Here is a 12,765-nt window from a genome sequence, read left to right on the forward strand (position 1 = left end):
CTATAGCAGCGGAGGGGTTGGATCCATCAGGCAACGACGGGCTGCTGCCGGCCATCAGCGGACGCAGGGAGGACTTTCCGCAACCGGCCGTTCGATGCGGCACCGATGGCCTTCGCGCAGGGGTAGTGAATCCGCCAGGATTGACTTGCGCTGCCCTACCTCTCACTAGTGAGGGGCGGCAGCGCATCAAGCGGTGAGCGCACTCCGGCACCGCCAACTTTCAGCACATGCGTGTAAATCATCGTCGTAGAGACGTCGGAATGGCCGAGCAGATCCTGCACGGTTCGAATGTCGTAACCGCTGCGGAGCAAGGCCGTCGCGAACGAGTGGCGGAGGGTGTGCGGTGTGGCGGGCTTCGTGATGCCTGCTTGTTCTACGGCACGTTTGAAGGCGCGCTGAAAGGTCTGGTCATACATGTGATGGCGACGCACGACACCGCTCCGTGGATCGGTCGAATGCGTGTGCTGCGCAAAAACCCAGAACCACGGCCAGGAATGCCCGGCGCGCGGATACTTCCGCTCAAGGGCGTCGGGAAGCGCAACGCCGCTGCGGCCCTCGGCCTGGTCCTTCAGCCACCATGCCCGTGCACGCGACAGCTGCTCGCGCAGGCTGGGTGCCAAGCTCTCGGGTAACATCAAGGCCCGATCCTTGGAGCCCTTGCCCTCCCGCACGATGATCGTGCCGTGATCGAAATCCAGATCCTTGACCCGCAGTTGCAAACCCTCACTGATCCGCATGCCCGTTCCATACAGAAGCTGGGCGAACAAACGATGCTCGCCTTCCAGAAAACCGAGGATGCGAACCACTTCATCCGGGGTCAGCACCACCGGCAAGCGCCGCGACGGCCGAGGTCTTCCGATCTCCTGAAGCCAGGGCAGATCCACTAGCACCTTTCCGCGGCTCACCGCCCAGGCTTCGAGGATGGCGTTGTCACCGGTGATCTCGGTGACGGCGACCGCCTCGGCCAGGGTGAGATGGCGGTCATCGCAATCCGGGTTGAGCTTCTTGCAAAACTCCGCCGGCTTGCGCCCCATCAGTCGCGCCAGTTCGCTGGCGTTGAAGCGGTGGCCAATGCTATAAGCCGCAGCCATCACGTCCGATGACCGGAAAACCGCTCTGACTTTTGCCGTGGTGTCATTCCGTTGCTCTGTCATAGTGATTCCTAACGGTTGGTTATAATTGCCCGGTGAATGCTGATACAATCGCCCGCCCTTCGTCAGTCAGAGGCAATTCAGCGAGCTCAGATTGGCTCAAACCTTGCTGCTTGAGCTTGGCCACCCAGGTGCTTGGCACCTTGCCACGCCTGAAAGCGTTGCTGACGCCCTCCGGGGTGATGCCGAGTGCAGCCGCGATGGCACTCTTGGTACCGAATCGAGTTAACAGGGTATGCATGGCGTCCTCTGGCGTTTTACACACACAAAATCATAACTCTTGGTTAGTAAAATGCGCAAGAGGTTAAAGTTAGGTCAAATTGACAAACAATAACTGGACGTTAGGAAATGGATGAGAAACAAACACCAATGGCGCGTTATGAAGCCGACAAAATGGCATTCTCGCAGCGACTCAATGCCGCTCTCGATGAAATGGGCTGGCCCGTTAGAGGCCGAATAGTTCGGCTTAAGCGCACGTTGCGAGAAGATCTGTCTGAGGTCTCGGTAGGGAAATGGCTGAAAGGTGAGGGGCTGCCAGAGGTCAAACGGCTGGGAGAGCTCTCGCGCATCACCGGCAAGAGCGTGCAGTGGTTGCTGACTGGCACCGATACGAGCGACGGCAATGTCGAACCACAGCCTTTCCCTGTCTACCAGGTTCCCCTGATCTCTTGGGTCAGCGCCGGTGAGTTCAAAGACTGCGGCGATATCCCAACCCTGGAAGAGGCAGAAGAGATCACCATCAGCCCAGTTCGCGTCAGCACCCGGGCCTATGCCGTACGGGTGAAGGGCGACTCCATGGTGGCCCCCATGGGGGGCAAGTCATACCCTGACGGCACCATCATCATCGTGGATCCTGAGGTGGAGCCCGCCCCGGGCAAGAAGGTGATCGCCCGCTACGGCAGCGACATGACCTTCAAAGAGCTGGTGATGGATTCCGGTTCCTGGTGGTTAAAGCCTCTCAACCCGCAATACCCCCTGCTGCCGGTCAATGAGGATGTGCAGATATGCGCCGTGCTAGTCTGCTCGGTGATGGTGGAGTGAAGCCAACCCGCAATCGGGTTATGAATCTGCATCGCGATTCGCAATCAGCTGTCTCTTGAGCATGTCGAACTCCTGCGATGTTATCTCGCCGTGCTCGTGCTGCTACACCAACTTGTCCAACTCATCCGCCACACCGCTCCCCACCACCTGCGATGGCCAGGTTGTTTGCTGGGCGCATTGGCGGAGTATCGTCTCGACCCGGGACACCCACACCGGCACAACCTTACGGGAGTGATTCACTGTCAAAGAATCGGCCCGGTGCTCTGACGCAAGTATCGGGATGGTCACCATTTGTAAGCCGTAGACCTGAGTGGTGATCAAGACTTCGATACCACCGACCGTACCGGTACTAATCGACGACGGTCGTGTTCGTCGCCTGCCGCAGGGACTCTGCACACCTCCGTTTACGCATGTGCCTGGAGGAGTTGGAAATCGTCGTGTTCGGGAAACATTAAACACAGGATGGCAGCGATCTGAGCCAGCACATGATCAGCTAGCTCACCATCCGGATCGACGGCCCACTGCATCGTCGCGCCAGCGATGACCGAGTGCAGGAGCAACTCAGCTGCCGCAGGAGCACCTGGGGGCAGTCGCTTGCGGATCCCCTCCACCACCGCGCGGTTCCGCTGGATCGCAAGCGTGCGTAGCTCCGGCACCTGGAGCTCGTACCAGGAGATGAGATAGTTCACCGAGAAGTCGTTGCGAGTGTTCATGCTCCGAACGAGCACCTGCAAAAATTCCCAGAGCCCTTGCGGCCCTGCGCCTATCGGTATCGCATTCAGGTAATGCCGCACCTGCTCGACGCCGCGCTCCATCATCCTCACCAGCAGCGTATCGCGGTTGGTGAAGCGCTGGATTAACGCTGCGCGGGAGAGCCCCACCTCCTTTGCTACTCCGCTGAGCGTGAACTCTATGGGACCGCAACGCTTCAGCACTACGGTGGCGGCCTCGAGTACCTCGTCATCGGACTTGAGCTTGGGGCGGGGCATCAGTGTTCACCTTCTGTATGGGTTGGGGCGGAGGCTGTGGCTGCCGCCGCCATTGTAGCAAATTGAAGACGGAGCGAGAGTAGAGCCACGAGCCCCGCAAACACGGCCGATACAACGAGGCCAGGGAGCGGACCAGCAAGGTCGACAAACGCGCCGGCCGCAAGCATAACCATGGGCGAGGCTGACAGCATCACCGCCGAGACCGTGCCGAGTACCCGGCCGAGAAGTTCTGGCGGCGTGCGGTTGTAGATGGCAGCGTTGAGAATGGGAGAGACTGAGCCGGTCAGCAGTCCCACGAGCGCGCCCAACAACATCAGCACCGGCACGCCTGGCAACTGTGAAAGCAGAAGCGAGCCCACCGCAGAGCCACAAAATGCCACCGCCAGCCAGTTCTGCGCTGATATCCGGGCGCCGACCGACGCATGAATGGCAATGCCAAGGAGACCACCAGCCCCCATCATTGAGGAGAACAGCCCGAGCTCTGCTACTTGGCGTCCTGCATCTACAAACAGCGCAGGCATGATGACGCTGCCGTTGGCGCCAACGATGCCCACGAAGATCATCACTATACCAAAGAGAGGGCGCAGCAGGGGTTCGCTCCAGAGAAAAGCGACGCCGGCGCGCATGGAGAGAGTCGCCGTCGTGGTCATCGTCCGAGCGGCACGCGCGGGAAGCACCCACGCGCCGAGCAGACCTGCAAGGACGGAGCAGAACGCCGTCAGCCCGAGCGTTGGCGCAGCGCCAAGCAGGCCGATTGCGGCCCCCCCAAGGGCCGGGCCACCTAGAATCGCGACGTTCCCGATCACCGCTTTCAGTGACGAGACGCGCTCAACGGAGAGCCCGGCGACGTGGCCGAGTTTGGGCAGCTCACTGTCCTGCGCGGCCATACCGGGTGCGTCGAACGCGGCACCGAGCACCACGCAAGCGATCAGCCCAGTGTTCGAGAGGGCGCCAACGGCATCGAGCAGTGGGATGCTCGCCATGGCCACGCCGCCCACCACACCCGAGATCAATGCGACGGGCGCGCGCCCGAACCGATCGACGAGGCCACCACCAACCCACGCGCCGATGATGGTCGCGATGACGCTGCTAGCGGCCGTGGCGCCCGCCCAGGCCGCGCTCTTTGTATGAGACAGGACGAACCATGGAAGCGCGAGGGCCGCCACCGCGTTGCCGATCCGGAAGAGAAAGGTCGCCGCGAACAGCGTCGCGAGCGGGCTATATCGACGTTCGCTCATTCCGCTGCGGCGAGCTGCGCCTTCGCCGCAGCGAGGTACTCTTCGTTACCCGAGTCGAGGGCGAAGAGTGCGTAGGTGACCGCCCCGAACGCAAGGCGCTCCGCGATGTGGTGGGCGAGCCGCGGCCACACCCGGCCACCGGCCGCTTCATACGTGAGGAGGAGCTTCGCGAGCCCCTCTTCACCAAAGACCATAAGGTGCGCGGCCATGTCGATGGCAGGGTCATCAACGCGGGCCTCGCTCCAGTCGATCATCCCGCTGACGCGCTCCGTGTTGTCGATGAGCACATGGCCCACGTAGAGATCGCCATGCACCACCACGGAGAAATCTGGCCACGACGAATCGTCGTCGAGCCAGCGCTGCCACCGGTGGAGGCGCTTGTCGTTCACCACGAACTCGCGTCGGACGCGGTCAACGTCGTCGGCCACCTTCTGACGGGCCTGCGTCGGTGTACGGATGAGCATCCCCGCATCCACGGCGGCGGAAATGGGGACGGCATGCAGGGCGGCGAGCGCGGTCGCGAAGCTCTCCGCGAAGACCTCCGAGTCCTGCGGCACGACCCAGTCGGGCGTGGACGAACCAGGCTGGATGACCATCGCAGTCGAGTCTTCGAGCATGGGATAGGCAACGAGCTCGGCGTTGGCCACGCGCCAGTCCGGCACCGCGAACGGCAGGCGATTCTTGAGCATTGCCAGCACCCGCGCCTCTGGTTCGACCTTCGCGCTTACCTCGGCTCGGCGCGGGATGCGCAGCACCCACCGACGTCCATCGTCGACGGTGGCGATCACGATCCTATAGTCGAGCCCAAGCTCATTGACAGTCAGCGGGCCATGGAGCTTGAGCCCATGTCGGGCTGCAAGTGCGTACAGTTGGGAGGTATCGGCGGTCGTGACTACGGTCATGATTCACTCCTGAGGGCTTGACGGGTTTAGCCACCTAAATGTAACAGTCACGTCGGTTATATTCAATCCTCATGCGAATCGGGGTACGACCCACAGCCCCCTCAGTACAGGTCCATCGTCACACCCGAGATCGTTGGGGTCCAGCTCCCAGTGGTTCGGAGCAACGGGCGGCAGGGCAATGATCCGAAAATTACCCCTTCCTTTGCGTCACCACAGCTTGCACCAACTGACCCTGAATTAAAAAATTGAAAAACTAACTTTTGGGTGTTGACTTAAAGCAAACCAAGCATATGCTAACCAATAGTTAGCAAATTGATTTCGCACGATGGACAACCCCAGCCGGAGGACCAGCACAACACTGGCAGCGGTGGCAACAAACCGCTTGGGGAAATAACACCGGCAACCGGGCTGACTAACCTCCCCGCTCTCCCTTGGCAAGGCTGGAATGCATGCCGACCAAGGTGAATGGAAATTAAGGCAGTGACCGGCTGACAGCTGGAAAGACAGCACAGTTGAAGTGATAGCGAACACAGCGAGTGGCGGGTCTGACTCCCCAGCCACCCACCCGGTGAAAGGCCGGGACACAACCGGGATTGCATTGCAGGTGAGCCAAGGCCCATGGGGTACCGCACGAGAGACCCGGAGACCAATGCAATCCACGGTTGTGGTGAATGGGAAGGTCTTTGCGCCAACCGGCATTCGTAGGGATGCCCCCTAGACCTCGGCCGGTGTCAGACCCGGCCACCACAACCAACCGATATGACCACCCCAAGGAGGTGATCACATCTCCCACCGCAGGGTTAAGCGGATGCCTGGTCCCGCTGTGAAGCGCCACCCAGGCCCTCGCCGAGAGGCGACCGTTTCGAATGGTAGGTCTGCCCGTGAGGGCGCACCGGTACCGACAGCAAGAACGGCTGACTCACTGTGAAGTGCTCAAGCCACCACCACAGGTGCAATGCATGTGGTTACAGCTCTCTCCTGGCCCCGTCAACGGGGCCTTTATCCCACAAGCGATAGCGGCCCGACAGCGGGTCACGGACTCCTATTGCCTGTCGTTTGTGTGATGAGACCAGTTTCTGGAAGAACGGAGGCATCCATGCACCCACGCGAGTTCATTGCCAAGCACATCAAGGCAACGCTGGAGAAGGAGGAATTTCCCCCTCATGCGGTCTCGCTGGGGGTGAAAGAAGCCACCTTCTTTTTCGACCGAACACCCAGCTTCGCAAAGGGGAAAGTGTTCGATGAGTGCCTCAAGGCGGCCCGTGCAGTAGCCAGGGTCGCGAAGAAGGCCAAGCCATGATCCGGGGAGCGGGTCATATCTCAACAAAGAGGCAACGATGAACCACTACGCCCAAGCGCTGGCCGAACTGCAGGCCCAGTCTGACCACGAGCTCAAGCAGATAGGCGACCAATGGCAGACCCCCAAGGCGCTGGCCTGGGGCCTGTTCCACCAGTTCGCCCCCAGCCTGGGGCCGGTGGTGCTCGACATGTTCGCCGACGACTGCAACGCCCTGGTGCCGAACTACTACGACGCCAAAGACAACGCCCTCACCCTGGAACTGGCCGCCGACCTGCGCCGGCTGGGTGGCGCCGCCTTCGGCAACCCGCCCTACTCCCGTCCGTGCGCGGATTGCGAGGGCAACCCCATCACCGGGATGGAGGCCATCCTCAACTACTGCCGCGAGCAACGGGCGCTAGGCGCCAAGATCATGCTGCTCATCAAGGCCGCCACCAGCGAGACCTGGTGGCCGGAGGATGCCGACTTTATCCAGTTCATCAGCGGGCGCATCGGCTTTGAGGTGCCAAGCTGGTATGTGCCCCGCGACCCCAAGAAAGACAAGCCCAGCGCCAGCGGCTTCGCATCCGCCGTGGTGATCTTCGATGCCAGCTGGCAGGGGGAGCGCCGCCCCGAGGCGCGCCTGCGCCGGGACAACCTCATCACCACCGGCCAGATCATCCTCGACATGATCCACCGCCAGGCCGTAGAGCTTACCCTGGCTGCCGATCAGGTCATCCGGAGCACCACCCACAAGTTGGTACCGACAGTGATCCAGGATCAGCCCGCCGTGACCGAACCGGCAGCGTGGGAACCGCCAGTGGCCAGCGACAACGCTACCAACGCCGCGGCGGCGGCCGAGCTTGCTGAGTTGGAGCTAGGATTGCCCATTACGGAAAGCACCATGCTGGCCGAACTGGGCTATGCCGATGCCCGCCTCATCATGGACAAGCAACTGGAGTGCGTCGACCTGAGCGAAGCTCAGCAGACCACGGTCAAGGGCTATGTGCAGGGTTGGCTTGATGAGCCTTATCCGCTCTCCGAAATCTTCTACCGGCTCGATATGGCCGTCGCCAACCTGCTGGCCGGTCAGCCTATCCATCAGGGCTTTGTCATGGAGGATAGCCGTGCCCCCACCCTGCCCCACTGGCAGCACCACCCCGCGGTGAAAGGCGTCATCTACCAAATCGACGATGCCGACATCCTGACCCCGGCCAAGACTGCCGAGCTGGCCGCCTGGATCATCGACAACCTGACCGCCCCCAGCAATCTGCTGGAACAGGCCACCGCCAAGGCCGCCGAACTGCTGGTGCAGAGTGCCGGACCGGCCAGCGCCGAACCTATGCAGAGCGAACTGCAGCTCGAGCTGTTGGCTGGGTCTGAGCCAGAACCGGATACCCACCAGCAAGACGAGGCACCCAACATCAAGCCTCTGGAAGATTGGGCCTTCGACTACCAGAACGACGAGCTCAATCTGGGCAGCGCTGAGTGGTCGTGCTTCGTCGCCGTGTTGACTGTGCTCTACGGCGCCAAGGAGCATTACACCGCCCGGGAGGTAGCGATCGCTATCTCGGTCAGCGACGAGCAGCTCATGGACGAATACACCACTCTGGACGAGGAAACCAAGGCACTGCTGCGCAAGGCTGTCTCCACTCTGAAGCAGGTTGAGGGATACAACTTCACAGAGGCCTTCACCATGCTCGACCTGCACCGCCAGGAGGCCGTCATCGCCTTGCTGAACGCCCTGCATAACGAGCCGACCCTCAGCCCCGTCACGCAAAAGAGCGTGATGATCAACGCCATTACCCGAGTGAATGAGGTGATGGCATGAGCAAATCACTTCGCCGCTCCCGTGCCGTCAGGGCCAAGGTGACCGGGGCCCCGCTCAACCTGGAGTTTGCCATCAACGTGGACTTGTTCGCTGGCGGCGGTGGCGCCAGCACGGGGATAGAACGTGGGCTGGGACGCCCGGTGCACATCGCCATCAATCACAACCCCAAGGCGCTCTCCATGCACCAGGCAAACCACCCGGAGACCCTGCATCTGCAGGAAGATATCTGGGCCGTGGATCCGGTTACCGTGCTGGCGGGTCGCTCGGTCGGTTGGCTGCATGCTAGCCCGGATTGCACTCATCACTCCCAGGCCGCCGGCGGCCAACCGCGCAAGCAGGAGATCCGCAGCCTGGCCTGGGTGATCACCAAGTGGCTGGCCCTGGGCAAACCTGCCGTGCTCTCCATGGAGAACGTCAAGCAGATGCGCACCTGGGGGCCCCTCGTCGCCAAGAGGGACAAGGCCACCGGCCGGGTGATCAAGCTGGTCGAGGTTCAGCGTGGCAAGAAGACCAAGATCGAACAGCATATCGCCGAGCCTGGGGAGCGGGTGCCACGCCAGCAGCAATACCTTGTGCCGGATCCCAAGCGGGCAGGCCAGACCTGGCGCCGCTTTTTGGCCAGCATCGAGCGCATGGGATATGAGCTGGACCATACCGTTAAGAATGCAGCCGATTACGGTGCGGCCACCAGCCGCCAGCGCCTCTACCTTGTTGCCCGCCGGGACGGAGAGCCCGTTTGCTGGCCCGCGCCGACCCATTGCAAGGCACCGGCACCAGGCAGCCACCTCAAGCCGTACCGAGTGACGGCGGATCACATCGACTGGTCTATCCCCTGCCCCAGCATCTTCCTCACCAAGGAAGATGCCCGGGCACAAGGCCTGAACGTCAAACGCCCACTGGCCGATGCCACCCTGGAGCGCGTGGCGATCGGAGTGATCCGCGAGGTGCTGACCAATCCCAAGCCCTTCATCATCGAGCTGGCCAACTGGTCAGGGCGCGGTGTCGATTCGGTTGATGCCCCGCTGCGCACCATCACTGGCTGGCCCAAGGGTGGCGCGTTCGCCTTGTGCAACCCGAGTCTTGCTCCGCTGGTGGTGCGCCACTTCGGTAAAGGGGGCGAGCACGGAGTGGATGAACCCGCTGCCGCCATCATGGCCAGCGGCGGTGGCAAGTCCATGCTGGCGGCCCCCTTGATGGTTCAAGCCAACGGCGGGTTCAACACCGTGCCTGCAAGATCCGTGGCTGACCCATGCAGCACCATCACCTCGAGCGGCAGCCAGCAGCAACTGGCCTCCGCTTTCATGGTGCACCTGCGCAAGAACCTGCCGCCAAGCACCCCGGAGAGCCAGCTCCCCACCATTGTTTCGGCGGGCCAGCACCACGCCCTGGTGCAGACCGTGATGGCGAACCCGGGTGAGTGCGGCCTGACACCGGAGCAAGAGGCCGGGGCCCTGCGGGTCAGCGCCTTCCTGATGCGCTACTACTCGAGCGGCGGGCAGTGGGGGGCCGTCACCGAGCCGATGCACACCATCACCACCAAGGACCGGCTGGCGCTGGTAACCGTGACCTGGTGCGGCAACACCTGGGTGATCGTGGATATCGGCCTGCGCATGCTGGTACCGAAGGAGCTCTATGGCTGTCAGGGCATGCCACGCCACTACATCCATGACCGCGGCCACGACGGCACCCCACTCTCCATCACCGATCAGGTTCTGATGGTGGGCAACAGCGTCAGCCCTCCGCCGATGGCGGCCATTGCCAGAGCCAACAATCCGTACAAGCACCTGCAGGCCAGTAGGGCAGCATGAGCATCGTTCAGGACGTTGCCGAGTGGATTCATGCCCGAACCGGCGGCGCCATCAGTGCCGAGGTGGCCGCCGAGTTCTCCCTCACTGTCAGTGAGGCCAGCATCGTGATGGGCCAGATCCACAGGGAGTCCCGCTTCATCACCCGAATTGAACACTTCTGCATGGTTGGGGATAACGGTCGCGGGCGCCATACCCGCCGCCTCTTCGTTGACGCAGCCAAACCGCCGCAGTGGCGCAAGACCCCGGTGATCGGCATCAATGGGGATCAGGTCGTCCGGTTTGACAGCGTTACTGATGCCGAGACCAAGGGCGGCTTTGTCAGGGTCGGCATCACCCGCTGTCTTGCCGGCCAGCAGAAACAACACGGCGGCTACCGCTGGCAGATCGACACAACCAAAGGAGCAGACCAATGCACCGCTACAGCTACACCCTGAATGCGGCCACCGAATTGGGGGCAGCACCGGATCGCCTGACCGGGACCGTCGAGGCACACCACCCGATGACCCACCAGCAGATCCGACTGGCCGCCATCGACAAGGCCCCGGCCCAGTATCTGAATTTCAGCGAACTGGAGTACCAGGAGATTGAATCACCCCTGAATTGAATACCCGGCCATGCTGGCCTGGGTGTAACGGACCACGACTGTCCGGGAGGACACGATGCATATCAAACTTTACCAGCGCAATTACCGGGATGATCTCAAGCAGGCCATCCAGCAGGAGCATGCCGGCAACCACCATGATGCCGCACTCTCCTACAAGAAAGCCCAGCACCATGCCACCAACGCCAACATGCTGGAGAAGGCCAAGTTCGCGATGGCCCGCCGTATCCACTGCCTCAAGCAGGCAAAGGATCCCGAATGGAAGCAGGTCAACGCCAAGTTCCAGCAACTCCATCAAGCCCTGGAGCATCGCTGATGGCCAGCCGCGGTATCAACAAAGTCATCCTAATCGGCAACCTGGGCCAGGATCCGGAAGTGCGCTACATGCCCGGCGGGAACGCTGTCACCAGCATCACCCTGGCTACCTCAGAAACATGGCGTGACAAGCAGACCGGCGAGGCCAAGGAGCGCACCGAGTGGCATCGTGTCGTGTTCATGGGAATGCTGGCTGAGGTGGCAGGGAAGCACCTGAAGAAGGGCTCCCAGGTCTATGCGGAGGGCAAACTGCGGACTCGCAAATGGCAGGACCAAAGCGGCCAAGAGCGCTACACCACCGAGGTACTCGTAGACAGCTTCACCGGTGTGATGCAGATGCTGGGAGGGAATGGAGGAGGGAAACAGCAGGGAGCAAGCTGTCAGCCAAGGCCAACTCCACAACCGGCGCAGTCGCCGGCCAACAACGAACCACCAATCGATTATGACGACGATCTGCCGTTCTAGGATTCACCGGAGGATATATGCTTGAGCCAATTGAAAAAATAGAGCAGAAAGAACTGATGGTGATGCTGGGAAAAGGCAGGACAGCACTGTATCACCTTCGCAATAAAGACGAGACCTTCCCAAAGCCCATAGACCACCAGCCCCTTCGCTGGATCAAGTCACACATCATGGCCTGGATTGACAGCCACAACCGGATCAGGGACAACGCCTAGTTCCCGCTGAATTACCGTCCACCAGCGCTCATAGGCAACCGATTGATCCTCCAGCCGGCTCTGTTGCAAAAATCGTGAAGCTTGAGCATGCTTGGCGGAGATTGGACGGACGGAACGATGACGGATTTCAAGTGGCGCCATTTCCAGGGTGATGTGATCCTGTGGGCGGTGCGCTGGTATTGTCGCTATCCGATCAGCTATCGCGACCTTGAGGAAATGCTGGCGGAACGCGGCATTTCGGTCGACCATACGACGATCTATCGCTGGGTCCAGTGCTACGCCCCGGAGATGGAGAAGCGGCTGCGCTGGTTCTGGCGGCGTGGCTTTGATCCGAGCTGGCGCCTGGATGAAACCTACGTCAAGGTGCGGGGCAAGTGGACCTACCTGTACCGGGCAGTCGACAAGCGGGGCGACACGATCGATTTCTACCTGTCGCCGACCCGCAGCGCCAAGGCAGCGAAGCGGTTCCTGGGCAAGGCCCTGCGAGGCCTGAAGCACTGGGAAAAGCCTGCCACGCTCAATACCGACAAAGCGCCGAGCTATGGTGCAGCGATCACCGAATTGAAGCGCGAAGGAAAGCTGGACCGGGAGACGGCCCACCGGCAGGTGAAGTATCTCAATAACGTGATCGAGGCCGATCACGGAAAGCTCAAGATACTGATCAAGCCGGTGCGCGGTTTCAAATCGATCCCCACGGCCTATGCCACGATCAAGGGATTCGAAGTCATGCGAGCCCTGCGCAAAGGACAGGCTCGCCCCTGGTGCCTGCAGCCCGGCATCAGGGGCGAGGTGCGCCTTGTGGAGAGAGCTTTTGGCATTGGGCCCTCGGCGCTGACGGAGGCCATGGGCATGCTCAACCACCATTTCGCAGCAGCCGCCTGATCGGCGCAGAGCGACAGCCTACCTCTGACTGCCGCCAATCTTTGCAACAGAGCC

The 12,765-nt window shown here is 61.5% G+C and carries 15 protein-coding genes; 10 read left to right on the forward strand and 5 right to left on the reverse strand.

From position 1 onward, the window contains the following. Positions 1-155: 155 nt before the first annotated feature. Entirely contained in the window at positions 156-1,154 is a 999-nt protein-coding gene (locus tag C7H09_RS00750) for an integron integrase (RefSeq protein ID WP_165794759.1), read from the reverse strand. 19 nt (positions 1,155-1,173) lie between these two features. Then, a complete protein-coding gene (locus tag C7H09_RS00755; protein ID WP_042881802.1) occupies positions 1,174-1,392 on the reverse strand; it encodes a hypothetical protein in 219 nt (72 codons plus the stop codon). 107 nt (positions 1,393-1,499) lie between these two features. On the opposite strand from C7H09_RS00755, the gene C7H09_RS00760 reads away from it, so the two are divergent. Continuing rightward, complete coding sequence (locus C7H09_RS00760) at positions 1,500-2,192, forward strand: LexA family protein (RefSeq protein ID WP_064145616.1); 693 nt, start codon at positions 1,500-1,502, stop codon at positions 2,190-2,192. A 404-nt stretch (positions 2,193-2,596) separates the two neighbouring features. On the opposite strand, the gene mphR(A) is transcribed toward C7H09_RS00760, so the two are convergent. Genes mphR(A) through C7H09_RS00780 form a run of 3 tightly spaced genes read right to left on the reverse strand, consistent with a single transcriptional unit; the run spans position 2,597 to position 5,321 of the window. Beyond that, complete coding sequence (gene mphR(A), locus C7H09_RS00770; protein WP_001137892.1) at positions 2,597-3,181, reverse strand: macrolide-binding transcriptional repressor MphR(A); 585 nt, start codon at positions 3,179-3,181, stop codon at positions 2,597-2,599. Next, positions 3,181-4,419, reverse strand: a complete 1,239-nt coding sequence (gene mrx(A), locus C7H09_RS00775) for a phosphorylated macrolide efflux MFS transporter Mrx(A) (protein ID WP_000004159.1) — start codon at positions 4,417-4,419, stop codon at positions 3,181-3,183. The genes mphR(A) and mrx(A) overlap by 1 nt, the downstream gene beginning before the upstream one ends. Next, positions 4,416-5,321 (reverse strand): Mph(A) family macrolide 2'-phosphotransferase, encoded by a 906-nt coding sequence (locus tag C7H09_RS00780; protein ID WP_000219391.1) that lies wholly within the window; start codon positions 5,319-5,321, stop codon positions 4,416-4,418. The genes mrx(A) and C7H09_RS00780 overlap by 4 nt, the downstream gene beginning before the upstream one ends. A gap of 1,096 nt (positions 5,322-6,417) precedes the next feature. On the opposite strand from C7H09_RS00780, the gene C7H09_RS00785 reads away from it, so the two are divergent. The 9 genes from C7H09_RS00785 (at position 6,418) to C7H09_RS00830 (ending at position 12,711) form a co-directional block, all read left to right on the forward strand. Next, complete coding sequence (locus C7H09_RS00785; RefSeq protein ID WP_000553518.1) at positions 6,418-6,621, forward strand: hypothetical protein; 204 nt, start codon at positions 6,418-6,420, stop codon at positions 6,619-6,621. A 37-nt stretch (positions 6,622-6,658) separates the two neighbouring features. Then, positions 6,659-8,428, forward strand: a complete 1,770-nt coding sequence (locus C7H09_RS19915) for a phage N-6-adenine-methyltransferase (protein WP_206074245.1) — start codon at positions 6,659-6,661, stop codon at positions 8,426-8,428. After that, complete coding sequence (locus C7H09_RS00795; RefSeq protein ID WP_106760773.1) at positions 8,425-10,236, forward strand: DNA cytosine methyltransferase; 1,812 nt, start codon at positions 8,425-8,427, stop codon at positions 10,234-10,236. The genes C7H09_RS19915 and C7H09_RS00795 overlap by 4 nt, the downstream gene beginning before the upstream one ends. Then, positions 10,233-10,670: a hypothetical protein gene (locus C7H09_RS00800; RefSeq protein WP_042881810.1), complete on the forward strand. Its 438-nt coding sequence runs from the start codon at positions 10,233-10,235 to the stop codon at positions 10,668-10,670. The genes C7H09_RS00795 and C7H09_RS00800 overlap by 4 nt, the downstream gene beginning before the upstream one ends. After that, positions 10,646-10,840, forward strand: a complete 195-nt coding sequence (locus tag C7H09_RS00805) for a hypothetical protein (protein ID WP_042881812.1) — start codon at positions 10,646-10,648, stop codon at positions 10,838-10,840. The genes C7H09_RS00800 and C7H09_RS00805 overlap by 25 nt, the downstream gene beginning before the upstream one ends. A 55-nt stretch (positions 10,841-10,895) precedes the next feature. Beyond that, positions 10,896-11,153 (forward strand): hypothetical protein, encoded by a 258-nt coding sequence (locus tag C7H09_RS00810; protein WP_042881814.1) that lies wholly within the window; start codon positions 10,896-10,898, stop codon positions 11,151-11,153. Then, positions 11,153-11,617 (forward strand): single-stranded DNA-binding protein, encoded by a 465-nt coding sequence (gene ssb / locus C7H09_RS00815; protein WP_042881816.1) that lies wholly within the window; start codon positions 11,153-11,155, stop codon positions 11,615-11,617. Before C7H09_RS00810 ends, ssb begins: the two co-directional genes overlap by 1 nt. Before the next feature lie 17 nt (positions 11,618-11,634). Then, positions 11,635-11,829: a helix-turn-helix transcriptional regulator gene (locus tag C7H09_RS00820; RefSeq protein WP_106760774.1), complete on the forward strand. Its 195-nt coding sequence runs from the start codon at positions 11,635-11,637 to the stop codon at positions 11,827-11,829. A 117-nt stretch (positions 11,830-11,946) separates the two neighbouring features. Continuing rightward, a complete protein-coding gene (locus C7H09_RS00830; protein ID WP_001389365.1) occupies positions 11,947-12,711 on the forward strand; it encodes an IS6-like element IS6100 family transposase in 765 nt (254 codons plus the stop codon). Positions 12,712-12,765 lie beyond the last annotated feature (54 nt).

Source organism: Marinobacter fuscus, assembly GCF_003007675.1.
Classification (GTDB): Bacteria; Pseudomonadota; Gammaproteobacteria; order Pseudomonadales; family Oleiphilaceae; genus Marinobacter; species Marinobacter fuscus.